The sequence below is a fragment of the Kocuria flava genome (assembly GCF_001482365.1).
Taxonomy (GTDB): domain Bacteria; phylum Actinomycetota; class Actinomycetes; order Actinomycetales; family Micrococcaceae; genus Kocuria; species Kocuria flava.
Window position 1 is genome coordinate 2,230,297 of sequence record NZ_CP013254.1, and the last position, 25,388, is coordinate 2,255,684.

Here is a 25,388-nt window from a genome sequence, read left to right on the forward strand (position 1 = left end):
CGTGGACCACGCCGGCCACGGGGCGGGAGCCGGGGCGCCGCCCTGGGTCCTGCTCGACGGCGCCGTGCTGCTGCTCCTGCTCGCCGCCGCCGCCGGGTGGGCGCTCGCGCTGCGGGCGGCCCGGGACCGCGGCCCGTGGCCGGTGCACCGCACGGTGCTGTGGGCGGCCGGGCTGGTCTGCGCCGGCGCCGGGCTGGCCGGGCCGCTGGCCGCCGCCGCCCGCACCGGGTTCCCCGCCCACATGGGCGCGCACCTGCTCGCGGGCATGCTCGCCCCGCTGCTGCTGGTCCGGGCCGCCCCGGTCACCCTGGTGCTGCGGGCGCTGCCCGCCGGCCGGGCGCGGGCGCTGGTGCGCGTGCTGCGCACCCCGCCCGTGCGGGTGCTCACGCACCCGGTGGTCGCGGCGGCGCTGAACCTCGGCGGGCTGTGGCTGCTCTACACCACGGAGCTCTACCGGCTGATGCACGCCTCCGTGCCCGTCCACGCGCTGGTGCACGCCCACGTCGTGCTGGCCGGGTGCGTGCTCACCGCGTCGCTGGTGGGGGTGGACCCCGACCCGCACCGGGCGTCCCTGCGGGTGCGGGCGGCGGTGCTCGTGGTCTTCGTCGCGGCCCACTCCGTGCTCGCCAAGTGGCTGTGGGCGCACCCGCCGGCAGGGGTCGGGGCGGCCGAGGCGCGGACGGGCGCGCAGCTGATGTACTACGGCGGCGACGTCGTCGACGTCGCCCTGATGGTGCTCCTGCTCGCCGGCTGGTACCGGGCCGCCCGGTCCCGCCCGGTGCCCGCCCGCCCGGCCTGAGGCGGGCGCCCCGGCGGGCGCGGCCTCAGGCCGCGACGCCGTCGCGGCCGCCGTCGGACCAGGGCCCGGCCGGCAGGAAGGGCTCGCCCGGCACGGGCAGCCCGAAGGGCGCCGGGCGGGTCAGCAGGCGCACGGGGCCGCCGGGGCCCGGGCCGTCGTCCGGGTCGAGGCAGCGGCGCAGCCGCTCGAGCCCACCGGGGTCCACGTGGTGGGCGCGGGTGAGGTCCACGTCGACCGCCGCCCCCGGCGCCAGGGCGCGGGCCCGCTCCACGAGCGGGGGCAGACCGGCGTGGTTGCGCTCGGTGAGGCAGCCCGTGACGAGGAGGTGGACGTAGCGGCCGTCCACGTCGACCTGCACGACGACGGAGAGCTTGTGGTCCATGGGGCGGGTCCTTCCGCGAGGTGCCGCGCCGCCGCGGTCGGGCGGCACGCGGCGGCCGGTGCGGGACCGGTGCCTCCGAGGGTAGGCGCGCACCGGCGCACCCGCCAGGGCCCGGCGGTGTCGTGACCGACCGTGACGGCACGATAGCGTCGGGGCCATGCGCATTCTCGTGGCCGGGTGGTCCAGTGTCCTGCACGGCGAGGCGACGGCGGGCGACGTCCTCGCGACCGAGGCGGTCGCCGGCGCCCTCGCCGGGGCCGGGCTGCCCTTCGACACCGCCTGGAGCGCCGTGATGTGCCCGCCCGGCGGGCTGCGCCTGGACGACGCCCGCCCGGAGGACTACACCCACCTCGTCTTCGTCTGCGGCCCGGCCACGGGGGCCCCCGTGGCGGAGCTGCACGAGCGCTTCGCCCACTGCGAGCGCCTCGCCGTGGGGGTGAGCGTGCTCGACCCCGCCGACCCGGCAACGGCCGGCTTCCACCGGGTGATCGCCCGGGACCGCCCCGGCGCGGGCGCCCACCGCGACCTGGCCGCCGGCCCGGAGCCGGCGCTCGTGCCGGTGCTGGGCGTCTACCTCACGGGCGGGCAGCGGGAGTACGGGGCGCTGCGGCGCCACGACGCGGTGCGGGCCGGCCTCGAGCAGTGGCTCGGGGGCCTCGACGCGGCCCGCCTGCCCCTGGAGACCCGGCTGGACCCGCGCGACTGGCGGCTGCCGGCGACCCCGGCGCAGGCCGGGTCCGTGGCCGCCCGCTGCGACGCCGTGGTGAGCATGCGCCTGCACGGGCTGGTCCTGGCCCTGCGCGCCGGGGTGCCGGTGCTGGCGGTGGACCCGGTGGCCGGGGGCGGGAAGGTCACCGCCCAGGCCCGGGCCTGGGACTGGCCGGCCGTGGTCGGCGCCGAGGAGGCCGCCGGGGCCGAGGCGGGCGAGCACTTCGACGCGCTGCTGGACTGGTGCCTGTCCGGGCCCGGCCGCGCGGCCGCCGCCGAGCGCGCCGCCCTCGCCCCGGCCGGGGCCGAGCAGCTCGAACAGCTGCTGGCCGCCCTGGCCCCGGCCCCCGCGGTGCCCGGGCGCTGAGGCCCGCCGGACGCGCCGCCCGGGATGCGCACCGGCAATGTCAGCCGCCTGATCACCGTGTGCCATACTCCGGATCATGAACTTCCTGGGCATCAACGCGATTTTTCATGACCCCGCGGCGGCGCTCGTCGTGGACGGCGAGGTGGTGGCGGCCGCGGAGGAGGAGCGCTTCTCGCGGCGCAAGCACGGCAAGCGGCCCGTGCCGTTCTCGGCCTGGGAGCTGCCGGAGCAGGCGATGCGCTGGTGCCTGGACGAGGCCGGGCTGACCCCGGAGGACCTCGACGCCGTGGGCTACTCCTTCGATCCCTCGATCGCGGCCGAGATCCCGGACGACCCCTACGACCCCGTGCGCGTGGACTACGCCCGCCGGGCCCCCGGATTCCTCGCCGAGGCGCTGCCCGGGCTGGACCGGGGAAAGGTCCGGTTCGTGGAGCACCACGTCGCCCACGCGGCCTCGGCCGGGCTGGCCGCCCCCTCGCGCACCAGCTCCGTGCTGGTCGTCGACGGCCGCGGGGAGGCCCACTCCCACCTGGCCGGGCGCTACCGCGACGGGCGGCTGGAGGTCCTCCACCGCCAGGCCCTGCCCGAGTCCCTGGGCCTGCTCTACGAGTCCCTCACCGACCACCTCGGCTTCCTGCGCTCCTCCGACGAGTTCAAGGTCATGGCCCTGGCCTCCTACGGCGAACCGCGCTTCCTGCCCGAGCTGCGCGAGCTCGTGCGCGCCACCGGCGACGGCGGCTTCCGCGCCCAGGCCCCGGACTGGACCCGCTTCGCCCCGCGCCGGGTCGACGACGGCACCTGGGGCGGGGACCACGCCGACCTCGCCGCCTCCGTGCAGGCCGTCGTGGAGGAGGTCCTCGTGGACCTCGCCACCTGGCTGCACGGGCGGACCGGGGACCGGGTGCTGACCATGGCCGGCGGCACCGCCCTGAACTGCGTGGCCAACTCCCGCATCTGGCGCGAGACCCCCTTCGAGGAGGTCTGGGTCCAGCCGGCCTCCGGCGACTCCGGCACCGCCCTGGGCGCCGCCCTGCACCTGGCCCAGGAGGCCGGGGAGCTCGGCGCCCCGCAGCCCACCGCCGCCCTCGGGCGCAGCTGGTCCGACGACGAGCTGGCGCGGTGGCTGACCACCGCCCAGGTGCCCTTCACCACCCCCGAGGACCTCGCCGGGGAGGTCGCCGACGTCCTGGCCGACAACGGCGTGGTCGCCTGGTTCGACGGCCGCAGCGAGTTCGGCCCCCGGGCCCTGGGCCGCCGGTCCCTGATCGCCAACCCGATGCACGCCGAGAACCTCGAGCGGCTCAACGACGTCAAGGGCCGCGAGCAGTTCCGGCCCGTGGCCCCCATGGTCCTCGCCGAGCGCGCCGAGGAGATCTTCAGCGGCGGGCCGATGCCCAGCCCCTTCATGCTCTTCGTCCACGACGTCGCCCCCGAGTGGCGGGAGCGGATCCCCACCGTCACCCACGTGGACGGCACCGCCCGCATCCAGACCGTCACGGACGCGGACAACGCCGGGATCGCGGCCCTGCTGCGGGCCTTCGACGAGCGCACCGGCGTTCCCGTCGTCGTCAACACCTCCCTGAACACCGCCGGCCGGCCCATGGTCGACGACCCCCGCGACGCCCTCGAGCTCTTCGGCTCCGCCCCGGTCGCCGCCCTCGTGCTCGGCCCGCACCTCGTGCGCCGCGCCGCGTTCTTCCAGGAGGCCCGATGACCGCGGCCGCCGGCGGCACCCCCGCACCCGCCTCCTACGCCGTCGTCATCCCCTCGGTCGGCCGGCCCACGCTGCAGTGGCTGCTGGACACCCTCTCCGCCCAGGACGTCGACGCCGCCCACCCCGGCCCGCTGGAGGTCGTCGTCGTCGACGACCGGCCCGGGGACGTGGCACCGCTGACCCCGGCCGTCCCGGAGACCGTCGCCTGGAGCGTGCGCACCGTGCGCGGCCACGGCCGCGGGCCCGCCGCCGCCCGCAACCGCGGCTGGCGTGCCGCCCGCCGCTCGGGCGCCGAGTGGATCGCGTTCCTCGACGACGACGTCGAGCTGCCCGCCGGCTGGGCCCGGGCGCTCGCCGAGGACCTCGCCGCGTGCGGGCCCCGGGTCGGGGCGACCCAGGGCCGGATCGACGTCCCGCTGCCGGGCACCCGCCGGCCCACCGACTGGGAGCGCAACACCGCCTCCCTCGAGCGCGCCGACTGGGCCACCGCCGACATGGCCTACCGGGTCGCCACCCTCGAGGCGGTCGACGGCTTCGACGAGCGCTTCCCGCGCGCCTACCGGGAGGACGCCGACCTCGCCCTGCGCGTGCGCCGGGCCGGCTGGGAGCTCGTGCGCGGGCAGCGGCGGATCACCCACCCCGTGCGCCCGGCCGACGACCTCGTGTCCCTGCGCGTGCAGGCCGGCAACGCCGACGACGCCCTCATGCGCCGGCTGCACGGGCCGGACTGGCGCACCGCCGCCCAGGCGCCCCCCGGGGGCTTCCGGTGGCACGTCGCGACCGTCGCCGCCCTGGGCACGGCCGCCGCCGGGGCCGGCACCGCCCTCGCCGCCGCGGCCGCGGGCCGGCGGGGCGCGGTGCGCCCGGCCCTGACGGCCGCCGCGGCCGGCGCGGCCGCGTGGGGGTGGCTCACCGGCCGGTTCCTGCTGCTGCGCACCGCGCCCGGGCCCCGCCCCGGGGACGACGGGTTCCTGCCCGAGCTCTCCCGCATGGCGCGCACGAGCGCGGCGATCCCGCCGGCCGCCGTGCGCCACCGGGTGAGCGGCTGGTGGCGCCACCGCCGCACCGGGCCGTGGCCCGTGCCGGTGCGCGCGGTGCTCTTCGACCGGGACGGCACGCTCGTCCACGACGTGCCCTACAACGGCGACCCGGAGCTCGTGGCGCTCGTGCCCGGGGCCCGGGAGGCCGTGGCCGCCGCCCGCGCCGCCGGGTGCCGGGTCGGGGTGGTCTCCAACCAGTCCGGGATCGGCCGGGGGCTGCTCACCCGCGCCCAGGTCGACGCCGTCAACGCCCGCGTCGCCGAGCTGCTGGGCCCCTTCGACACCTGGCAGGTCTGCCCCCACGCCCCGGAGGACCGGTGCGCGTGCCGCAAGCCGGCCCCCGGCATGGTCCGCGCCGCCGCCGCCGAGCTGGGCGTGGACCCCGCCGAGTGCGTGCTGATCGGCGACATCGGCGCCGACGTCGAGGCGGCCCGGGCCGCCGGCGCCCGCTCCGTGCTGGTGCCCACCCCGGTCACCCGCCCCGAGGAGGTCGCCGCCGCCCCCGAGGTCGCCGCGACCCTGACCGAGGCCGTGGCCGCCGCCCTGGGCGGGCCCGCCCCCGGTGCCCACGGCGCGGCCGCGCCGGGCCTCGAGGTCCCCGCCCCGGCGGGCCGGGGCTGAGCGTGGGCCGCATCCTCGCCGTCCGCCTCGACTCGGACGGGGACGTCCTGCTGACCGGCCCCGCCGTGCGGGCCCTGGCCCGCCTCGGCCCGGTGGACCTGCTGGCCTCCCCGGCCGGGGCCGCCGCGGCCCGGCTGCTGCCGGACGTGGCCGAGGTGCTGGTCCACGCCGCGCCGTGGTCCGGGTTCCGCCCGCCGGCCGTGGACCGGGAGGCCACCCTCGCGCTCGTCGAGGAGCTCGCCGGGCGCGGCTACGACCTCGCCGTGGTGTTCACCTCCTACCACCAGTCCCCGCTGCCGATGGCCCTGCTCGCCCGCCTGGCCGGCATCGGCCGGGTCGTGGGCACGAGCGAGGACTACCCCGGGTCGCTGCTCGACGTCCGCCACCGCCGGGCCGACCCGCCCGGCGGCGGCCACGAGGTGGAGGCCGCCGTGGAGCTGGCCGTCGCCGCCGGCGCTCCCGCGCCGGCCGGGGCCGGGCTGCGCCTGGCCGTGCGCCGCCCGCTGCCGGACCCGCCGGCCGAGGTCGCCGCCCTGGACGGGGACTTCGTGGTCCTGCACCCGGGGGCCTCCGTGCCCTCGCGCGGGCTGACCCCCGGCCACGCCGGGTCCCTGGCGGCGGGACTGGCCGCCGCCGGCCACGCCGTCGTCGTCACCGGCGGGCCGGGGGAGAGGGAGCTCGCCGCCGCCACCGCGGCCGCCGCCCGCGCCGCCGTCCCCGGCGCGACCGTGCTCGACCTCGCCGGGCGCACCGACCTGCCCGGCCTGGCCGCGGTGCTGGACGCCGCCCGGTGCACCGTCGTCGGCAACACCGGCCCCGCCCACCTGGCCGCGGCCGTGGGCACCCCGGTCGTCTCCCTCTTCTCCCCGGTGGTCCCGCCCGAGCGGTGGGCGCCCTGGGGCGTGCCCGTGGTCCTGCTCGGGGACCAGCAGGCCCCCTGCCGGGACTCCCGCGCCCGGGACTGCCCGGTCCCCGGCCACCCCTGCCTGTCCGGGGTCGGCCCCGACGCCGTGGTCGGAGCCGTCGAGCGGCTGGCCGGGGACCCCGCCCCCGACCCCGAAGGAGGACGCGCGTGCGCATCCTGATCTGGCACGTCCACGGCTCCTGGACCACCTCGTTCGTCCACGGGCCCCACGACTACCTCCTGCCCGTGCTCCCGGACCGCGGCCCCGACGGCCGCGGCCGCGCGCAGACCTGGGACTGGCCCGCCGCCGCCCGCGAGCTGACCCCCGAGCAGCTGGCCGGCGAGGACTTCGACGCGGTCGTGCTCCAGCGCCCGCACGAGGCCGGGCTGCTCGAGCGCTGGACCGGTCGCCGCCCCGGCCGCGACGTGCCGGCCGTCTACGTCGAGCACGACACCCCCCGCGGGCCGGCCGCGACCACCCGCCACCCCATGGCCGGGCGCACGGACGTGCCCGTCGTGCACGTCACCCACTTCAACCGCATGATGTGGGACAACGGCGAGGCCCCCACCGAGGTCGTCGAGCACGGCGTGCTCGACCCCGGCCACCTCTACACGGGGGAGCGCGGGAGCCTCGCCGTGGTCGTCAACGAGCCCGTGCGCCGGTCCCGGATCGCCGGCACCGACCTCGTCGTCGACCTGGGCCGGCAGCTGCCGGTCGAGGTCTACGGCATGGGCATGGCCGAGCTCGCGGCCGCCGCCCCGCACCTGGCCGGGGGCCTGCACGAGAACTACCCCCAGCACCGGCTGCACGCGGCCCTGGGCGCCCACCGGGCCTACTTCCACCCCTACCGGTGGACGAGCCTGGGCCTGGCGCTGCTCGAGGCCATGACCCTGGGGATGCCGGTGCTCGGGCTCGTCACGACCGAGGCCCCCCGGGCGGTCCCGCCGGAGGCGGGGCTGCTCTCCAACGACCCCCGGGCCCTCGCCGCGCAGGCGCGGGCCTGGCTGGCCGATCCCGACGCGGCGGCCGCCGCGGGCAGCGCCGCCCGCGAGCACGCCCTGGCACACTACGGTACGGACCGCTTCCACGCGGACTGGGACCGCATCCTGGAGAAGGTGACAGCATGAGAATCGCAATGGTCTCCGAGCACGCCAGCCCCCTGGCCGCGCTCGGCGGGGTCGACGCCGGGGGGCAGAACGTCTACGTCGCCGCCCTGGCCGAGGGCCTGGCCCGCCGCGGTCACGACGTCAGCGTCTACACCCGCCGCGACGACCCGGCCCTGCCCGAGGTCGTCGAGCAGGCCCCCGGCGTGCGCGTCGTGCACGTGCCCGCCGGGCCCGCCGGGCCGCTGCCCAAGGACGAGCTCGCCCCCTACATGGACGAGTTCGGCCGCTGGCTCGCCCGCGACTGGGCCCGCACCGGCGCCCCCGACCTCGTCCACGCCCACTTCTGGATGTCCGGGCTGGCCGCCCGCCGGGCCGCCGAGGCCCACCGGATCCCCGTGGTGCAGACCTTCCACGCGCTCGGGGCCGTCAAGCGCCGCCACCAGGGCGCCGCCGACACCAGCCCCGCCGGGCGCCTCGCCGCCGAGCACGGGCTGATCACCGGCGCCGACCTCGTCCTGGCCACGTGCCGCGACGAGCGCGCCGAGCTGCTCGCCCTCGGCGGGGACCCCTCCCGCATCGACGTCGTCCCCTGCGGGGTCGACCTCGGGGCCTTCGCCCCCGCCCCGCCGCGCCCGGCCGGGGCCCGCCGGCGGATCCTGGCCCTGGGCCGGCTGGTCGAGCGCAAGGGCGTCGACGTCGCCGTGCGCGCGCTCGCCGAGCTGCCCGGCGCCGAGCTCGTGGTCGCCGGCGGACCCGAGCGCGCCGAGCTCGACCGGGACCCCGAGGCGCTGCGCCTGCGCGCCCTGGCCCGGGAGCTCGGGGTGGCCGACCGGGTGGAGCTGCTCGGCCGGGTGGACCACCGGGACACCGCCGAGCTGCTGGCCGGGGCCGACGTGGTCGCCTGCCTGCCCTGGTACGAGCCCTTCGGGATGGTCCCGCTCGAGGCCATGGCCTGCGCCCGGCCCGTGGTCGGCTCCGCGGTCGGCGGGCTGCTGGACAGCGTCGAGGACGGGGTCACGGGCCTGCTCGTGCCGCCGCGCGACCCCGCCGGGGCCGCGACCGCCCTGCGCGCCCTGCTCGAGGACCCGCAGCGGGCGGCCCGCATGGGCCGGGCCGGCCGCGAGCGCGTCGAGCGGTGCTTCGGCTGGGGGCGGGTCGCCGAGCAGACCGAGCGCTCCTACGAGCGGGTGCTCGAGCGCCACCGCCGGGAGCACCCGCCGCTGCGCGAGCGCACCGAGGCGTGGCTGGGTGCCCACCTCGACGAGCTCGCCGTGGCCGCCCGCGACGCCGCCCAGCACGCCGGCACGGTCGACCGGTGGGGCGCCCGCCTGGCCGGGCTGCTCGGCGCTGGCGGGCGCGTCCTGGCCGCCGGCAACGGCGGCTCCGCCGCCGAGGCCCAGCACTTCACCGCCGAGCTCGTGGGCCGCTTCGTCGAGGAGCGCCGGGCCCTGGCCGCCGTGTGCCTGTCCGCCGAGACCTCGAGCCTGACCGCGATCGTCAACGACTACGGCGCCGAGGAGCTCTTCGCCCGCCAGGTCGCCGCCCACGGCCGGCCCGGGGACGTGCTCGTGCTGCTGTCCACCTCCGGGCGCAGCCCCAACGTGCTCGCCGCCGCCGAGCGGGCCCGCGAGCACGGCCTGACCGTCTGGGCCCTCACCGGTCCGGGCCCCAACCCGCTGGCCGAGCTCGCCGACGAGGCGCTGACCGTGGCCGCCCCGTCCACCTCGGTGATCCAGGAGGTCCACCTGATGCTGCTGCACGCCGTGTGCGCCGCCGTCGACGCCCGGCTGGTCCCACCCGCCCCGGCCCCCGAGGAGCAGGAGGCCCCCGCACCGCGGACGGCCCTGCGGGCGGGGGTGGCATGAGCGCCGCCCGCATCGTCGTGGTCGGCGACGCCCTGCTCGACCGGGACGTCACCGGCACCTCCACCCGCCTGAGCCCCGACGCGCCCGTGCCCGTCGTGGACGCCGACGCCGTCTTCGCCAGCCCCGGCGGGGCCGGGCTCGCGGCCCTGCTGTGCGCCGAGCCCCCGGCCGTGGGCTCCGTGCCCGCCCGGGCGCAGGTGACCCTGCTCGCCCCCGTCGCCGCGGACGCCGCCGGGGCCGAGCTGGCCGCCGCCCTCGGCGAGGTCGCCCTCGAGCGGCTGGGCCACGAGGGCGGGACCCGCACCAAGACCCGCATCCGCAGCTCCGGCCAGACCCTCGTGCGCGTGGACGAGGGCGGGCCGGGCACCCCCGTGGGCGTCACCGCCGAGGCCGTCGCCCGCGTCCTGGCCGGCGCCGACGCCGTGCTCGTCTCCGACTACGGGGGCGGGGTCACCCGGGACCCGGCCGTGCGCCGGGCGCTGACCGACCACGCCCGCACCGGCACGGTCGTGTGGGACCCGCACCCGCGCGGCGGCGAGCCCGTGCCCGGGTGCGCGCTCGTGACCCCCAACGCCGCCGAGGCCGCGGCCGCCGCCGAGCGCCCCGGCGCCGGCCCGCGCGAGCTCGCGCCCGTGCTGCGCGAGCGCTGGGCGGCCCGCGCGGTCGCCGTCACGGCCGGTCCCCGGGGCGCCGTGCTGGCCACCGCCGCCGGCACCGAGCACGTCCCCGCCGCCCCCGTGCGCGACACGGACCCGTGCGGGGCGGGGGACCGCTTCGCCTCGGCCGCGGCCCTGGCCCTGGGCGGGGGCGCCGACGTCACCGCGGCGGTCTCGACCGCGGTGGAGGCCGCCGGTCAGTGGGTCGCCGACGGCGGGGCCGCGACCTTCCGCACCCGCCGTGCGGCCGGCACCGGCGCGGCGCCGGAGCTGCCCCCCGGCGCCGCGGCGCTGCCGCGGGAGGTCCAGGACCTGCTCGTGGAGGTCCGCGGCCGCGGCGGGACGGTGGTGGCCACCGGCGGGTGCTTCGACGTGCTCCACGCCGGGCACATCGCCTCCCTCGACGCCGCCCGGCGCCTGGGCGACGCCCTCGTGGTCCTGCTGAACTCCGACCGGTCCGTGCGCCGGCTCAAGGGGCCCGGACGCCCCGTGGTCGGCCAGGAGGACCGCGCGCGCGTGCTCGCGGCCCTGCGCAGCGTCGACGCCGTGGTCGTCTTCGACGAGGACGACCCCCGCGCCGCCCTCAACGTCCTGCGCCCCGACGTGTGGGTCAAGGGCGGGGACTACACCCCCGAGCAGCTGCCCGAGGCCGCCGACGTCCGGGGCTGGGGCGGGCAGGTCAGCGTCCTGCCCTACCTCTCCGGGCGCTCGACGACCGCGATCCTGCAGCGGGCCGGCCGTGAGGGCTGAGCCCGACGGCATCGGGCCCGGCGACGTCCTGGTCCTGCGCGCCCTCGGCCTCGGCGACGCCCTCACCGGGGTGGCCCCGCTGCGCGGGGTGCGCCGGATGCTGCCCGGCCACCGGCTCGTGCTCGCCGCCCCGGAGGCGATCGGGACGTGGCTGGCCGGGCTCGGCGTGGTCGACGCCGTCCTGCCCACGACCGGGCTCGAACCCCTGCCGCCGCTGCCCGGCGGGCACGTGGCCGTCAACCTCCACGGGCGCGGGCCCCGCAGCCACGAGCTGCTGCGGGCCGGGAACCCCCGGCGCCTCGTCGCCTTCGCCGCGGACGGCCACGACGGGCCCGCCTGGCGCGCCGACGAGCACGAGGTGCACCGGTGGTGCCGGCTGGTCGGCGCCGCCGGGGGCCCGTGCGGCCCGGAGGACCTCCGGCTGCGCGCCCCCGTCCCGGCGCCCGCGCACGCGCCCGTGGTGATCCACCCCGGGGCGGCCTCGGCCGCCCGCCGCTGGCCGGCCCGGCGCTGGCGCCGCGTCGCCGCGGAGCTCACCGCCGGGGGCCGCACCGTGGTGGTCACCGGCTCCGCCGCCGAGGCCCCCCTGGCCGCGGCCGTCGCCGAGGGCCTGGCCGGGGTCCAGGACCGCTGCGGGGACCTGTCCCTCGAGCAGCTGACCGCCACGGTCGGATCGGCCGCCGCGGTGCTCAGCGCCGACACCGGCGTGGCGCACCTGGCCACCGCCCTGGCGGTGCCCTCCGTGGTCCTGTTCGGCCCGACCCCGCCCGCCTGGTGGGGCCCGGCGGTGGACCCCGGCCTGCACACCGTGCTGTGGCACGGCGACCCGCACGCCGGGGCCTGGGGCGACCCGCACGCGGACGTGCTCGACGAGCGCCTCGCCGCGGTGACCGCCGACGAGGTGCTCGCCGCCGTCCGCGCCCTGCTCGAGCGCACCGGTCCGGACCGCCCCGGCCCGGAACCGCCCCGTCCCCGTGGGCCCGGCCGCCGCCCGGCCCTGACCGGCCCGGTCCCGCGCCCGGCACACCCCGACTGAGCCGCCCCCCGCACGTCCCGCATCCCGTCCCACCGACCCGAGGAGCCCCGTGAGCACCACCGACGCCCCGATCCCCGCCCGCACCGTCCGCCGGGCCGTCGTCACCGGCGGCGCCGGCTTCCTGGGCAGCCACCTGTGCACCGAGCTGCGCCGGCGCGAGGTGGAGGTCGTGTGCCTGGACAACTTCCTCACCGGCTCGGCCGCCAACATCGAGCACCTGGTGGGCGACCCCGGCTTCCGGCTCGTCCAGTGCGACATGACCGACTACGTGCACGTGCCCGGGGACGTGGACCTCGTGCTGCACTTCGCCTCCCCGGCCTCGCCGATCGACTACCTCAAGCTGCCCATCCACACCCTCAAGGTCGGCTCGATCGGCACCAACCACGCCCTGGGCCTGGCCAAGGACAAGGGCGCCCGGTTCGTGCTGGCCTCGACCTCCGAGGTCTACGGCGACCCGCAGGTCCACCCCCAGCCGGAGAGCTACTGGGGCCACGTCAACCCGGTGGGCCCGCGCGGGGTCTACGACGAGGCCAAGCGCTACGCCGAGGCGCTCACGGTCGCCTACCGGGCCGAGCACGGGGTGGACACCGCGATCGTGCGGATCTTCAACACCTTCGGGCCGCGCATGCGGCCCTTCGACGGGCGGGCGATCCCGACCTTCATCCGCCAGGCGCTGGCGGGGGAGCCGCTGACGGTGGCCGGGGACGGCTCTCAGACCCGGTCCGTGTGCTACGTCTCCGACCTCGTGCGCGGGATCCTGGCGCTGGCCGACAGCGGGCACAGCGGGCCCATGAACATCGGCAACCCGCACGAGCTGTCCGTGCTGCGCATCGCCGAGGACGTGCTCGCCGCGACCGGCTCGGCCTCGTCCCTCGAGTTCGTCGGCCGCCCGGTCGACGACCCGCAGGTCCGCCGCCCGGACACGACGCTGGCCGCCGAGGTCCTGGGTTGGGCCCCGGAGGTCGCCTGGGAGGAGGGGCTGCGGCGCACCGTCGAGTGGTTCCGCACCGCCCTCGAGGCCAGCGCCGCACCCGCCGCGCACCGCGCCGGCTGACCCGCCCCGCGCCCCGGCGGGACCCGGTGCCGGTCAGTCCAGCGTCGGCACGGAGAGGTAGGCGGTGCGGGCGGCGCCGACCACGCCGGCGGCCGCCCGCAGCGCCGCCGGGACCACCGGGGTGGACAGCCGCAGCAGCGGCAGGAACCGCTCGTGCTGCTCGGACAGCGTCCCGCCCACGACGATCAGGTCGGGGGAGGCGACGAACTCCAGGTGGGCGAGGTAGCGCTGCAGCCGCTGCGCGTAGGCGGGCCAGTCCAGGCCCTCGCGCTCCTTCGCCTCCGCCGAGGCGAGCTGCTCGGCCGGGACCCCGCCCACCTCGAGGTGGCCCAGCTCCAGGTTGGGCACGAGCCGCCCGTCGACGATCATCGCCGAGCCGATGCCGGTGCCCAGGGTCACCAGCAGCACCGTCCCGACCACCGGCCGCCCGTCCGGGTCCCGGCCGGCGCCGTGGTGGGCCTCGGCGATCCCCGCGGCGTCGGCGTCGTTGATCACGTGCACCGGCCGGCCCACCCGCTCGGCCAGGAACCGGTCGGCGGCCAGCCCGACCCACCCCGGGTCGATGTGCGCGGCCGAGCGCGTGGTGCCCTGCCGCACGATCGCCGGCAGGGCCACGCCCACGCTGGCCTCCTCGTCCGGGGCGTGCGGGCCGGCGGCCAGCTCGGCCACCGCCTCGGCCACCACGGCCGCGACCGCCTCCGGGGTCGCGGGCACCGGCGCCGGCACCCGCCGCACCGGGGTCAGCAGCGAGCCCGGGACCGGGTCGACCACCGCGGCGGCCACCTCCGCCCCGCCCACGTCCACGCCGATGTGGAGCCGGTGCAGCGTGGACCAGCCGCTGATGGAATCCCGGCGCCGGCCGTAGCGTGCCATCGTCGTCCTCCTGGTGCAGTCGTTCGTGGTCCGTCCCGTCGGGGTCGGGTTCGTGGGGTGCGGTGCGGGACGCGCGGGTCCGCGCCGCGGGGGGCGGGCCCGCCGTGCGCGGGCGCGGTCCTCAGCTGACGTAGCGCCGGGCTGCGCTGGTGCGCTGGGAGTCCTCGAGGGCGAGGAAGCGGCGCTCGACCCGCTCGGGCAGGGGGCGCCGCTCCCGCAGCACCCACGGCGCCCCGCGCACGGCGTCGAGGACCGCCAGCGCGGTCACCCGGTCGCGCGGGGCCCCGGCCAGCACGTCGCGGCTGCGGCGCAGCGCCGCCCGCAGGGGCCGGCGCAGCCAGATGAACCACAGCGTGTTGCGCAGCCCGTGCCGGCGGCGCAGGTGCGGGTCGCGCACGGTCGAGGCCTGGTGGTGGACGACCACCTCGGGCAGGTGCACGAGCTCCCACCCGGCGGTGGCGAGGTCGGCCGCCAGCAGCTCCTCCTCGCCGCCCAGCCACAGCCGCTCGCTGAAGCCGCCGACCTCCCGGAAGGCCTCCGCGCGCACCACGGAGGCGCCCGCGAGGAAGCTGCCCAGGGCCGGTCCCGGCAGCCAGTCGGGGCCCTCCACGGGGGAGTGCAGCAACTCGGCGTTGATCGCGTCCTCCCGGCCCCCCGGCTCCACGAGGATCCGGCCCGTGACCACCCCCAGGCGGGGGTGGGCCTCGAGCGCGTCGGCGGCCCGGCGCAGCGACCCGGGCTCCCACCACGTGTCGTCGTCGCAGAAGGCGACGTAGGGCGTGTCCACCCGCTCCATCGCGACGTTGCGCCCGACCGCCCCGAGGTTCACGGGGCTGGCCACGAGCTGCGCCCACGGGTGCTGCGCGCGGATCGCCTCGGCCGTGCCGTCGGCGGAGCCGTTGTCCACGACCACCACGTGCGGGGCCTCGGGCAGCTCCCGCAGCCGCGCCAGCGCCAGCAGCGCCTCCTCGCGGCGGTTGTGGGTGATCATCACGACGGCCACCCGGTCGTCGGGGCGTGCGGCGGGATCGGTCACGGGCTCTCCTCGAGGTCGGCGGTGCGGGGTGCGGGGGCGTCCTGCCCATGCAGCCGGGCCAGGGCGGCCTCGGTCGTGGGCGAGACCCGGCGGCGGGCGCGCAGGGCGGCGGGCACGCGCGGCAGCGCGGAGACCAGCCCGCGCCGCCCGCGCGAGCCGGCCCGCAGGGCGCCGGCGGCCTCGCGGGCCACGGCCCGCCACGGGCGGCGCATCAGGGCGGTGAGCAGCCGGCTGCGCACGAGCTCGGCCTGGCGCCGGTCGCCGCTCTCGCGCCGGGGGGAGGGGTGGTGGTGGGCGCGGACCTCGGGGACGTAGGCCAGCCGCCAGCCCGCGTCGAAGAGGTCGAGGGCCACCCGCTCCTCCTCCCCGGGGAAGCGCACGACGTCGTCGAAGCCGCCCACGGCCAGGAACGCCGAGCGGCGCACGATCGCCCCGCAGCCCACGAAGCCCAGCAGGGCCGGGCCGGGGCACCCGGCCGGGATGCCCAGCGGGGAGGCGGCGAGCACGGCGTTGAGCGGGTCGGGGCGCTCCTGCGGGCCCACGGCGATCGAGCCGGCGATCAGGCCCACCCGAGGGTGGGCGTCGAGCACCGCGGCGGCGCGGGCCAGGGCGCCGGGGGCCCACCACGAGTCGTCGTCGGCGAAGGCCACGTACGGGGTGCGGGCCGCGCGGACCCCGACGGTGCGGGCCACGGCCCCCGCGTTGCGCGGCAGCGCCACGACCTGCACGTCCGGGCGGGCGGCACGCACGGCCTCGGCCGTGCCGTCCTCCGAGGCGTTGTCGACGACGACGACGGGGCCCTCGTGGTGGTGCAGGTGGGCGAGCAGCTCCTCGCGGCGGTTGCGGGTGGCCACGACCACGGTCACCCGCGCGGCGCCCTCGTGCGCGGGGCTCATGCCAGCGGCTCCAGGACGGGCCCGCCCTGCGGGCGCGTGGGCATCCGGTGCAGGTCGTAGCGCAGCCCGGCCGGGTCGGTGCGCCACGGCCGGGAGGCCAGGTGCGCGGCGGCCACGGCGAGGACCGCGACCGTCACGTCCTCGCCGGGGCAGCGGTGGCCCCCCGCGACCTCCCCGCCGCCCTGCGGGACGAGGTTCGCGGCCGCGGCCGCCCCGGTCCCCAGGAAGCGGGCGGGGTCGAACTCCCCGGCCCGCTCCCACTCCCAGGGATCCGTGTTGGTCCCGTGCACGTCCAGGACCACGCGCTGCCCGGCCTCCAGCCGGTGCCCGCCCCACTCCAGGGGGCGCCGGGCCCGGGCGGCGAGCAGGGGCACGAAGGGGAAGAGCCGGCGGACCTCGTGGGCGAAGGCCGTGGCCTCGGGCCCGCCCACGGCCGTGGCCCGCCCGGCCGCCTCCTCGCGCAGGCGCCGGGCCCACCCGGGGTGCTCGTGCAGGGCCAGGGCGGCGAAGGCGGCGAACCAGCTCACCGCCACGGTCGGGCGCAGCAGGTTCAGCAGCTCCACCGCGGCGGTGTGCCCCGGCAGCAGCTGCCCGTCCTCGCCCCGGTGGCCGGCCACGAGCTCGAGCACGCTCAGCTCGTCGGGCGCCCGCCCGGCGCGCACGGCGTCCAGCCGGGTGCGCCCGATCAGCTCCAGGGCCCAGGACTCGCTCTCCCGGCGGGCGCGCAGGGCCTGCACCCAGGCCGGGCCGGGCACGCCGAAGCCGTCCACGACCTGCGCGAGCCCGGCCGCGCGCCGGTCCAGCTCCGCCTCGGGCAGCTCGATCCCGGCCCAGCGCTGGACCGCGCGCCCGTGCACGCGCACCGCCGTGGCGTGCACGTCGAGCGGGCCCCCGGCGGCCACGGCCCGCGCCCAACCGGCGTCGGCGGCGGCCACGAGGTCCGCCCGGCGCCGGGGCTCGGTGGCGCGCAGGAACAGCTCCTTGCGCCGGTGGTGGGGCCCGTCGTCGAGCCCGTGCACGGCGCCGCGGCCGAACAGCGGCAGCCGCACGGCCAGCGGCACCGCGCCCTCGCGGCGCAGCAGCGTCCCGTCGTAGAAGAAGCGCACGGCCTCGGCCCCGCGCACCAGCAGCGCCGGGCGCCCGAGCAGCCGCACCGGCAGCGCCCGGGCGGCGGGGTCGGCGGCGCGGGCGCGGGCGGCGTCGGCCCAGGTGTAGCCGTCGCGCAGCAGGTCGCGGGTGGCGTCCTTCGAGCGGGTGCGGGCGTGCTCGGTGGGCATGGTCCTCCAGGCGGCGGGTCGGTCGGTCGCCTCCATCGTATGGGCACGTCCTGCGGGTTCCCGGGACGTGCCCCGTGACAGAATCGGGGCACCGCCGTGGACCACGGCGCGTGCCCCCGCTCCCCGCCGGGGACGAGCCCGGAAAGGCGCGTGACCGCCCGCGATGTCCGACCTGTTCGACCACTACGCCGCCGAGATGGCCGGCGCGGCGGCCTACGACGAGATGTTCACCCCCGAGCAGCGGCTGCGCCCGGCCTACGAGCAGATCGGGCAGGTGCTCGACGGTCTCTCGCTGGGCGACGTCCACGCGCGCGCCGACTCGATGGCCCGCTCCTTCCTCGACCGCGGGGTCACCTTCGACGTCGCGGGGGAGGAGCGGCCCTTCCCCCTCGACATCGTCCCCCGGGTGATCCCCGCCGAGGAGTGGGCCGTGATCGAGCGCGGGGTCGTCCAGCGGGTGCGCGCCCTCGAGTGCTTCCTCGACGACGTCCACGGCGACCAGCGCGTCGTGGCCGACGGGATCGTCCCGCGCTCGCTGATCACCTCCTCCGCCCACTTCCACCGGGCGGTCTGGGGCTTCCGGCCCGCCGGCGGGGTGCGCATCCACGTGGCCGGCATCGACGTGATCCGCGACCAGCAGGGCGTGTTCCGGGTCCTCGAGGACAACGTGCGGGTGCCCTCCGGGGTCTCCTACGTCATCGAGAACCGCCGGGCGATGACCAAGGGCCTGCCGGAGGCCTTCATGTCCCGGTCCATCCGCGCCGTCGAGGCCTATCCCCGCCACCTCTACCGGGCGCTGCGCGCCACCGCCCCCGAGGCCGCCGAGGACCCCGTGGTCGTGGTCCTCACCCCCGGGGTGTTCAACTCCGCCTACTTCGAGCACGCCCTGCTCGCGGGGCTGATGGGCGTGGAGCTCGTGGAGGGCCGCGACCTCGTGGTGCGCGGGGACAGGGTCTACATGCGCACCACCGACGGCGAGCAGCGGGTGGACGTGATCTACAAGCGCATCGACGACGAGTTCCTGGACCCGCTGCACTTCCGCCCCGACTCCGTGCTGGGCTGCTCCGGGCTGGTCAACGCCGCCCGCGCCGGCAACGTGACGATCGCCAACGCGGTGGGCAACGGTGTGGCCGACGACAAGCTCACCTACTCCTACGTGCCCGACCTCATCCGCTACTACCTCGACGAGGAGCCGGTGCTGCCCAACGTGGACACCTACCGGCTCGAGGAGCCCGAGGCCCGCGCCTGGGTGCTCGAGCACCTCGAGGAGCTCGTGGTCAAGCCGGTCGACGGCTCCGGCGGCAAGGGCCTGGTGATCGGCTCCACGGCCACGGCCGCCGAGCTGGCGGAGCTGCGGGCGAAGGTGCTGGCCGACCCGCGCGGGTGGATCGCCCAGCCGGTGCTGCAGCTGTCGACCGTGCCCACGTTCGCCGACGGCGGCTTCGGCCCGAGGCACGTGGACCTGCGTCCCTTCGCGGTCAACAGCGGCGACGGGGTCTACGTCCTGCCCGGCGGGCTGACCCGGGTGGCCATGCAGAAGGGCTCGCTGATCGTCAACTCCTCCCAGGGCGGGGGCTCGAAGGACACGTGGGTGCTCGGGCAGCCGCAGACCCAGGACCTCGACCCCGGCCGGGTGCCGCCGGCCGACGTCGACGGCACCGTGCACACCTGGCCGGTCTCCGCGTCCTGGCAGGACGAGGGGGACACCGGGCAGGAGCAGCAGCAGCAGCAGGCCCGCGCCGCGGGGACGGGGAAGGGGGCGCCGTGCTGAGCCGGATCGCCGAGTCGCTGTTCTGGATCGGGCGCCACGTGGAGCGCGCCGACGGCGTGGCGCGCATCCTCGACGTCCACCTGGAGCGGATCACCCAGCTGCCCGCCGCGGAGCAGGAGGCGGAGGTCCGCCGGATCATGGCCGTCATGGGCGTGGCCCCCGAGCACGGGGACTACGGCGTGGACTCGCTGATCCACGAGCTGGCCTGGAACCGGGACTCGCCCACCTCCATCTCGGGGTCGCTGCACGCGGCCCGCGAGAACGCCCGCCGGGCCCGGGAGACCGTCTCCTCGGCCATGTGGGAGGCCCTGAACTCGACCCACTACGGGCTGGGCGGGCACCGCCGCGACGTCGTGGGCACCTTCCGCGTCTGCCACTGGGCGATCGAGCGGATGGCGACCGTGCGCGGGCAGATCCAGATGACGATGTCCCACGACGAGTCGTGGCTGTTCCTGGGCCTGGGTGCGGCCCTGGAGCGGGCCGACATGACCTCCCGGCTGCTGTGGACCCGGTCCACGACCGCGACCGAGGGCATGTCCTGGGTCTCGATCCTGCACTGCGCCGGGGCCTACGAGGCGTTCCTGCGCACCCGCTACGGGACCTTCAGCGACGAGTCGGCCACCCAGTTCCTGCTCCTGGACCGGCTCTTCCCCCGCTCGATCCTGCACGCGCTGACCACCGCCGAGGAGATCCTCGTGCAGATGGAGCCGGGGCTGCAGCGGGTCGGCTTCAAGGACGACGCCCGGCGGATCGTCGGCGAGGCCCGCACCGCCCTGGAGTTCCACCACGCCGAGGACCTCATGGCGGTGCTGCCCGGGCACCTCAACAACGTGCAGGCCGCCTGCGCCCGCGCCTCGGAGGCCGTGGGCGCGAAGTACTTCTCCCACGCCGTCGAGGACTCATGGTTCGGAGGGATCCTGTGACCCGTCTCACGATCGACCACGTCACCCGCTACGACTACGGGCGCTCCGTCTCGACGTCCTACAACGAGGCGCGGATGACGCCGGTGACCGACGACGAGCAGGTGGTGCTCGAGGCGGAGCTGACGCTGAGCCCCGGCACCGCCACGGTCAGCCACTACCGCGACTACTGGGGCACCCGGGTGACGGCCTTCGACATCCAGGGCCGCCACCACCACCTGGAGGTCCGCTCCGCGGCGACCGTCGAGGTGCACCGCCCGCCGCCCGGGCGCGCCCCGGACGGGCTCTCGTGGGAGGAGCTCGCCGTGCCGGAGGTCCTCGACGCGGTCTCCGACCACGTGCCGCAGACCGCGCTCACCCGGCTGGGCCCGGAGCTGGAGGCCGTCGCCGAGGACGTGCGCGCGGGCGCGGCCGACCCCGCCGCGGCGGTCGCGGCCGTCTACGCCCGGATCGCCGGGCACATGCGCTACGCCCCCGGGGTGACCGGGGTGCACACCGACGCCGAGGCCGCCTGGCGCGAGGGCAGGGGGGTCTGCCAGGACCTGGCCCACGTGGCGATCGGGATGCTGCGCCACCTCGGGGTGCCGGCCCGCTACGTCTCCGGCTACCTCCACCCCGACGCCGGGGCCGAGGTGGGGGCCACGGTGCAGGGGGAGTCCCACGCCTGGGTCGAGTCGTGGAACGACGGCTGGTGGGCCTACGACCCGACCAACCACACGGCGCTGACCGACTTCCACGTCACCGTGGCGCGCGGGCGGGACTACACCGACGTCACCCCGCTCAAGGGCATGCTCACCGGCGGCGGCGGGGCCACGGAGCTGGCCGTGACCGTCGAGGTCACGCGCCGGGCGTGACCGGCCCCCTCGCACGCCGACGGCGGGCCGTCCTCCCGGGAGGAGGGAGCGGCCCGCCGTCGTCGTCCCGCCCCAGCAGGACGGGGCAGGGGCTCAGCGGCCGAAGCGGTAGTTCTTCGGGGCGACCGTCAGCCCGGAGGGGGTGACGGTCAGCCCGCGCGCCCGGTCCTCCTCGTGGTCGACCCCGACGCGCACGCCCGGGGGCACCACGACGTTCTTGTCGAGGATGCAGCGCTCGACGACGGCGCCCTCGCCGATGCGCACGTTGTCCATGAGCACCGACTGGCCCACGGTGGCGTCGTTCTCGACGTAGACCTTGGGGGAGAGCACCGACTCGCGCACCCGCCCGCCGGTGATGAGCACCCCCGCGGAGAGCATCGAGTCGGTCGCGACCCCGCCCTCGCCGTGCGGGCCGCGCACGAGCTTCGCCGGCGGGGCCTGGACGCCGTAGGTGTAGATCGGCCAGGAGTAGTTGTAGAGGTTGAACACCGGCAGCGGCCGGATCAGGTCCATGTGCGAGTCGTAGTAGGAGTCCAGGGTCCCGACGTCGCGCCAGTACTGGCGGTCCCGCTCCGTGGAACCGGGCACGTCGTTGTGCGTGAAGTCGTAGACGGCCGCCTCGCCCCGGTCGGCGAACCAGGGCATGATGTCCCCGCCCATGTCGTGGGCCGTGTCCTCGCGGGCCTCGTCGGCGCGCAGGGCCTCCACGAGGGCGTCGGTGTCGAAGACGTAGTTGCCCATCGAGGCGAGGAACGCGTCGGGGTCGTCCGGCAGCGGCGCGGTCGAGGACGGCTTCTCCACGAAGCGGGTGATGCGGGTGACGTCCTCGGGGTCCGTCTCGATGACGCCGAAGGAGGTGACCATCTCCATCGGCTGGCGCACCCCGGCCACGGTCGCCCGCGCCCCGGAGGAGATGTGGAAGTCGACCATCGCCGAGAAGTCCATCCGGTAGACGTGGTCCGCGCCCACGACGACGACGATGTCCGGCTTGGCGTCGTCGATGAGGTTCATCGACTGGTAGATGGCGTTGGCCGAGCCCAGGAACCAGTCCTTGCCGCGGCGCTGCTGGGCCGGGACCGTGGTGACGTAGTTGCCCAGCTGGGTGGACAGCCGCCAGGTCTCCGAGACGTGGCGGTCCAGGGAGTGCGACTTGTACTGGGTGAGGACCACGACCTGCAGGTAGCCGGAGTTCACGATGTTCGACAGCGCGAAGTCGATCAGCCGGTAGCTGCCGCCGAACGGGACGGCCGGCTTGGCGCGGTCCTCGGTCAGCGGCATGAGGCGCTTGCCCTCCCCTCCGGCCAGGACGATCGCGAGTACCTTCTTACGGTGGGGCATGGGAACCTCTCTGACGTCGTCGGCAACGGGTCCGGCCGGACCGGTCGGTGCTGGCCTCATTGTGTCTTAAGGGACGCCCGCGCGGGCGAGCGGCGGCACACGGGTTGCGTCGTGGGGCGTCACTCCCGCGCCGCGCCCGCCCGCCCGCCCCTGCGGGCGGGGCCCCTGCAGTACGCTCGGGGGCGTGCGAGTCGATATCTTGTCCAAGGAGTTCCCGCCCGAGATCTACGGCGGCGCCGGAGTCCACGTGTCCGAGCTCTCGCGGGTGCTGGCCCCGCTGGTCGACCTGCGGGTGCGCTGCTTCGGCGCGCCCCGCGAGCCGGAGGTCGCCGGCGCGAAGGTGCAGGCCTACCCGGTCCCGGCCGAGCTGTCCGGGGCCAACGCGGCGATCCAGACCCTCGGCGTGGACCTCGCCATGGTCGGGGACGTCGCCGGGGCCGACCTCGTGCACTCCCACACCTGGTACGCCAACATGGCCGGGCACCTCTCCGCGCTGATGCACGGGATCCCGCACGTGCTCTCCGCCCACTCCCTCGAGCCGCTGCGGCCGTGGAAGGCCGAGCAGCTCGGCGGCGGCTACGCGGTCTCCTCGTTCGTGGAGCGCACCGCCTACGAGTCGGCGGCCGCGATCATCGCCGTCTCCGACGGGATGCGCGAGGACATCCTGCGCTCCTACCCGGCGGTGGACCCGGCGCGGGTGCGCACCGTGCACAACGGCATCGACGTCGCGCAGTGGTCCCCGGACCCGGACACCGACGTCCTGGAGTCCTACGGGATCGACCCGCAGCGGCCCTCCGTGGTCTTCGTCGGCCGGGTGACCCGCCAGAAGGGCGTGCCCTTCCTCCTGCGCGCCGCCGCCCGCCTGCCCGAGGACGTCCAGCTCGTGCTGTGCGCCGGGGCCGCCGACACCCCCGAGCTCGGCGCCGAGGTCAACGCCCTGATCGCCGACCTGCAGGCCACCCGCTCCGGGGTGGTGCTCATCGAGAAGATGCTGCCGCGCCGGGAGATCGCCCAGATCCTCTCCCACGCCACGGTCTTCGCCTGCCCATCGGTCTACGAGCCGCTGGGCATCGTCAACCTCGAGGCGATGGCCTGCGGCACCGCCGTGGTCGCCTCCGCGACCGGCGGGATCCCCGAGGTCGTCGACGACGGCGTCACGGGCCGGCTCGTGCCCCTCGAGCAGGTCCAGGACGGCACGGGCACGCCGCTGGACCCGGAGCGCTTCGTCGCCGACTTCGCCGCCGCCCTCACCGAGGTCGCCGCCGACCCGGCCCGCGCCGCCGCGATGGGCGAGGCCGGGCGCCGCCGGGCCGAGGAGCACTTCGCGTGGGAGTCGATCGCCGAGCGCACCCTGGAGGTCTACCGCTCGGTGCTGTGAGCGTCCCCGCCCGGATGAAACCGCCCGCACGGTGTGGTAGATTATTCCTCGTTGCGTTCAGGACGGACGGCCCCGGAAGGGGCCGGACGAGGTCCTGGATCCACTCGCGCGGGTGGCGGAATAGGCAGACGCGCTAGCTTGAGGTGCTAGTCCTCGTATTAGAGGGTGGGGGTTCAAGTCCCCCCTCGCGCACGATGCGATGTCCCAGGACATCGGAGACACCCCGGACCTGTGGTCCGGGGTGTTTTTCTGTCTCCGGGTGCTGGTCGAGGGATCGTGGCCGGTCGTCGCGGCCCGTGCCTGCGCTGAAGCCCACCGAGCGATGGCAGGGGGGGGAACGAGTGCAGTCCGGGAACGGTGCCGAGCCTGTCGGTGCGCCGGAGCACCGCTTCAGGTGGCTGTGGTGGGTCGCCGCGTGGTTCCTGTGGACCTTCCTCGGCGACGAGCTCCTCGAGGCGGTGTGGAGCCGGCTGATCGCCGTCGGCGGGTACGGACTGACGAACGCCGTGTCCGGTCTGATCGCCTTGTCGATCTGTTTCGTGGTCCTCATCCGCACCCGGGTCCGGCACCGGCAGCTGGAGACGCAAGGGGATCCGGAGCCGCTGCCGGTGACCACCGACTACGTCACCACGGCCCGGCCCCTGGTGGTGCTGTGCTGGCTGGTCGGGGTGGGGGCCTGGGGGGTGACCGTGCTGCTGGTCGCCCTCGCCGGGTTCGGCTCGGCCTGGGTGCTCGGGCCGGTCATCGGTACGGCCTTCATCCTGGGCGCCCGGATGGAGAGCGCCCACGCCCGGACGATGGACGCCCGGCGCGGGATGCCGCCGGCCGCTGCGGCCCGCACGTGAGGAGCTGGCCGGGCGTCATCGCTGATGTCCAAGACCTGCCGGCGGGGGCTGTGGCGGGCGCGGGCTCAGAAGAGCGTGGGAGGGGCCGGGTCGACGTCGTGGACCGGCCGGCAGTGGTGGTTCCCGGGGGGCGTGGTTCGTCGCGCGGGTCGTCGTCGGCGTGTCCGCGGCCCGTACCCGCTCGCTCTCCGGGCCGCGGACACCCGACGCAGGCGACCCCCGGCGTCGCTGAACGGTCGAGGAGACATCATGCAGGAGGAGACCGACCCGGTCCGGTTCACGGTGCAGGGCCAGGAGTTCACCGTCCGGGCCCGGGCCGGCGAGCCGGGGGTCTGCGACCACTTCTGGACCAACCACCCCGAGGGCTACGGCTTCACCTCCGCCGGCAACCCCGCCGACCCGGTGAGCCGCGAGGGAATGGAGCGCGACATCATCTCCTTCCTGGCCGAGATCAACCCGGAGACCGGGTACCTCGACTGACTCGCGAACCACGGCGTCGCCGATGAGATGACGCCGCTCGCCACCGGCTCGTGCCACGATGCGGGCAGCAGCATGACCGTGCAGGAGGGGGGCATCGTGCGTGGCGAGGTGCTCGGGGTCTGCGCCGGCGTGGCGGTGGTAGCCCTGGGCATGTGGATCATCCGGGTCTTCCGCGGGGTGTTCCCGATCTGGATCCTGCTGCTGGGATTCGCGTTCCTCATCGGTCGTCCGGTGCTGGACTGGCTGGAGTGGCGGATCCGGACCCACGAGCGAGACCGCCGCGACGAGGAGCAGCGCTCAGCTCCGGCCGGTTCCGGTGTGCCGAACGCCCCGGGTTCCGTCGTGGAGCTCCGGGGCGTTCATCCTCGCGGGTGGGCGGTCAGGCGTCCTGGGTCTCGATCTCGTCCTCGGAGCAGCAGGCGCAGGCGGCGTCGCGCAGATCGAACGTGGCCCGCACCAGCACGACGGTGCCCTTGCGGTGCGGGGAGCGGTCGGACGTCATTGCTGATGTGCAAGACCTGCCGGCGGCGGTCGTTGCGGGCACCGGGGTCGGAACGGCGTGCACGCACAGCGGCACGTCGCACCAGTGCAGGGACGTCCGGTCGGCGACCGCCTCCAGCCCGCCGTGGTCGGTGGCCAGGGCGAACCGGTGGGCGGAGACCACCTTCTGGCCGGTATCCGTGGCGAACCAGAACCGCCCGTACCCGTCGTCGCTGA

Annotated in this window: 23 protein-coding genes and 1 tRNA gene; 17 read left to right on the forward strand and 7 right to left on the reverse strand. The window is 77.1% G+C overall.

Annotated elements, in window-relative coordinates; genetic code table 11:
• Window position 1 precedes the first annotated feature (1 nt).
• Window positions 2–799: a cytochrome c oxidase assembly protein gene (locus AS188_RS09900; protein WP_083529383.1), complete on the forward strand. Its 798-nt coding sequence runs from the start codon at window positions 2–4 to the stop codon at window positions 797–799.
• A 25-nt stretch (window positions 800–824) separates the two neighbouring features.
• Here AS188_RS09900 and AS188_RS09905 read toward each other — a convergent pair whose 3' ends face one another.
• On the reverse strand, window positions 825–1,181 hold the full coding sequence (locus AS188_RS09905) for a hypothetical protein (protein WP_058858710.1): 357 nt from the start codon (window positions 1,179–1,181) through the stop codon (window positions 825–827).
• Between the two features lie 157 nt (window positions 1,182–1,338).
• Between AS188_RS09905 and AS188_RS09910 the strand changes: the two genes are divergently transcribed.
• The 9 genes from AS188_RS09910 (at window position 1,339) to AS188_RS09950 (ending at window position 13,003) form a co-directional block, all read left to right on the forward strand.
• Window positions 1,339–2,256, forward strand: coding sequence for a polysaccharide pyruvyl transferase family protein (locus tag AS188_RS09910; RefSeq protein ID WP_058858711.1), 918 nt, complete (start codon window positions 1,339–1,341; stop codon window positions 2,254–2,256).
• A 76-nt stretch (window positions 2,257–2,332) separates the two neighbouring features.
• On the forward strand, window positions 2,333–3,970 hold the full coding sequence (locus AS188_RS09915) for a carbamoyltransferase family protein (protein WP_058858712.1): 1,638 nt from the start codon (window positions 2,333–2,335) through the stop codon (window positions 3,968–3,970).
• Window positions 3,967–5,631, forward strand: a complete 1,665-nt coding sequence (locus tag AS188_RS09920) for an HAD-IIIA family hydrolase (RefSeq protein WP_083529384.1) — start codon at window positions 3,967–3,969, stop codon at window positions 5,629–5,631. The genes AS188_RS09915 and AS188_RS09920 overlap by 4 nt, the downstream gene beginning before the upstream one ends.
• A 2-nt stretch (window positions 5,632–5,633) precedes the next feature.
• On the forward strand, window positions 5,634–6,716 hold the full coding sequence (locus tag AS188_RS09925) for a glycosyltransferase family 9 protein (RefSeq protein WP_058858713.1): 1,083 nt from the start codon (window positions 5,634–5,636) through the stop codon (window positions 6,714–6,716).
• Window positions 6,704–7,663 (forward strand): glycosyltransferase, encoded by a 960-nt coding sequence (locus AS188_RS09930; RefSeq protein WP_058858714.1) that lies wholly within the window; start codon window positions 6,704–6,706, stop codon window positions 7,661–7,663. Before AS188_RS09925 ends, AS188_RS09930 begins: the two co-directional genes overlap by 13 nt.
• On the forward strand, window positions 7,660–9,507 hold the full coding sequence (locus AS188_RS16505) for a glycosyltransferase (protein ID WP_083529385.1): 1,848 nt from the start codon (window positions 7,660–7,662) through the stop codon (window positions 9,505–9,507). Before AS188_RS09930 ends, AS188_RS16505 begins: the two co-directional genes overlap by 4 nt.
• Entirely contained in the window at window positions 9,504–10,913 is a 1,410-nt protein-coding gene (gene rfaE2, locus AS188_RS09940; protein ID WP_058858715.1) for a D-glycero-beta-D-manno-heptose 1-phosphate adenylyltransferase, read from the forward strand. The genes AS188_RS16505 and rfaE2 overlap by 4 nt, the downstream gene beginning before the upstream one ends.
• The gene (locus AS188_RS09945; protein WP_236944962.1) at window positions 10,903–11,949 is read left to right on the forward strand and encodes a glycosyltransferase family 9 protein; all 1,047 of its coding nucleotides are present in this window, start codon (window positions 10,903–10,905) and stop codon (window positions 11,947–11,949) included. Before rfaE2 ends, AS188_RS09945 begins: the two co-directional genes overlap by 11 nt.
• A 49-nt stretch (window positions 11,950–11,998) precedes the next feature.
• Window positions 11,999–13,003, forward strand: coding sequence for a UDP-glucuronic acid decarboxylase family protein (locus tag AS188_RS09950; RefSeq protein WP_083529386.1), 1,005 nt, complete (start codon window positions 11,999–12,001; stop codon window positions 13,001–13,003).
• Between the two features lie 33 nt (window positions 13,004–13,036).
• Here the strand turns inward: AS188_RS09950 and ppgK are convergent, their stop codons facing one another.
• The 4 genes from ppgK to AS188_RS09970 all read right to left on the reverse strand — a co-directional run bounded on the left by ppgK (window position 13,037) and on the right by AS188_RS09970 (window position 17,085).
• Window positions 13,037–13,876, reverse strand: a complete 840-nt coding sequence (gene ppgK / locus AS188_RS09955) for a polyphosphate--glucose phosphotransferase (RefSeq protein WP_083529387.1) — start codon at window positions 13,874–13,876, stop codon at window positions 13,037–13,039.
• 121 nt (window positions 13,877–13,997) lie between these two features.
• Window positions 13,998–14,912 carry a glycosyltransferase family 2 protein gene (locus tag AS188_RS09960; RefSeq protein ID WP_058858716.1) on the reverse strand — a complete coding sequence of 305 codons (915 nt, stop codon included), beginning with the start codon at window positions 14,910–14,912 and terminating at the stop codon, window positions 13,998–14,000.
• The gene (locus AS188_RS09965) at window positions 14,909–15,808 is read right to left on the reverse strand and encodes a glycosyltransferase family 2 protein (RefSeq protein WP_058858717.1); all 900 of its coding nucleotides are present in this window, start codon (window positions 15,806–15,808) and stop codon (window positions 14,909–14,911) included. The genes AS188_RS09960 and AS188_RS09965 overlap by 4 nt, the downstream gene beginning before the upstream one ends.
• Window positions 15,805–17,085, reverse strand: a complete 1,281-nt coding sequence (locus AS188_RS09970) for a cytochrome P450 (protein WP_162629049.1) — start codon at window positions 17,083–17,085, stop codon at window positions 15,805–15,807. Before AS188_RS09970 ends, AS188_RS09965 begins: the two co-directional genes overlap by 4 nt.
• Window positions 17,086–17,248: 163 nt before the next feature.
• On the opposite strand from AS188_RS09970, the gene AS188_RS09975 reads away from it, so the two are divergent.
• Genes AS188_RS09975 through AS188_RS09985 form a run of 3 tightly spaced genes read left to right on the forward strand, consistent with a single transcriptional unit; the run spans window position 17,249 to window position 20,630 of the window.
• On the forward strand, window positions 17,249–18,856 hold the full coding sequence (locus AS188_RS09975) for a circularly permuted type 2 ATP-grasp protein (RefSeq protein ID WP_058858719.1): 1,608 nt from the start codon (window positions 17,249–17,251) through the stop codon (window positions 18,854–18,856).
• Complete coding sequence (locus AS188_RS09980; RefSeq protein ID WP_058858720.1) at window positions 18,850–19,779, forward strand: alpha-E domain-containing protein; 930 nt, start codon at window positions 18,850–18,852, stop codon at window positions 19,777–19,779. The genes AS188_RS09975 and AS188_RS09980 overlap by 7 nt, the downstream gene beginning before the upstream one ends.
• The gene (locus AS188_RS09985) at window positions 19,776–20,630 is read left to right on the forward strand and encodes a transglutaminase family protein (protein WP_058858721.1); all 855 of its coding nucleotides are present in this window, start codon (window positions 19,776–19,778) and stop codon (window positions 20,628–20,630) included. Before AS188_RS09980 ends, AS188_RS09985 begins: the two co-directional genes overlap by 4 nt.
• A 93-nt stretch (window positions 20,631–20,723) precedes the next feature.
• On the opposite strand, the gene glgC is transcribed toward AS188_RS09985, so the two are convergent.
• Window positions 20,724–21,968, reverse strand: coding sequence for a glucose-1-phosphate adenylyltransferase (gene glgC, locus AS188_RS09990; RefSeq protein ID WP_058858722.1), 1,245 nt, complete (start codon window positions 21,966–21,968; stop codon window positions 20,724–20,726).
• Window positions 21,969–22,152: 184 nt separating this feature from the next.
• On the opposite strand from glgC, the gene glgA reads away from it, so the two are divergent.
• The 4 genes from glgA (at window position 22,153) to AS188_RS10010 (ending at window position 24,671) form a co-directional block, all read left to right on the forward strand.
• Complete coding sequence (gene glgA / locus AS188_RS09995; RefSeq protein WP_083529388.1) at window positions 22,153–23,346, forward strand: glycogen synthase; 1,194 nt, start codon at window positions 22,153–22,155, stop codon at window positions 23,344–23,346.
• Window positions 23,347–23,452: 106 nt separating this feature from the next.
• A tRNA-Leu gene (locus tag AS188_RS10000) sits at window positions 23,453–23,538 on the forward strand.
• Window positions 23,539–23,687: 149 nt separating this feature from the next.
• Window positions 23,688–24,191 (forward strand): hypothetical protein, encoded by a 504-nt coding sequence (locus tag AS188_RS10005; RefSeq protein ID WP_058858724.1) that lies wholly within the window; start codon window positions 23,688–23,690, stop codon window positions 24,189–24,191.
• Between the two features lie 249 nt (window positions 24,192–24,440).
• Window positions 24,441–24,671: a hypothetical protein gene (locus AS188_RS10010; protein WP_058858725.1), complete on the forward strand. Its 231-nt coding sequence runs from the start codon at window positions 24,441–24,443 to the stop codon at window positions 24,669–24,671.
• Between the two features lie 379 nt (window positions 24,672–25,050).
• On the opposite strand, the gene AS188_RS17630 is transcribed toward AS188_RS10010, so the two are convergent.
• Window positions 25,051–25,173 (reverse strand): hypothetical protein, encoded by a 123-nt coding sequence (locus tag AS188_RS17630; RefSeq protein WP_257721091.1) that lies wholly within the window; start codon window positions 25,171–25,173, stop codon window positions 25,051–25,053.
• Window positions 25,174–25,388 lie beyond the last annotated feature (215 nt).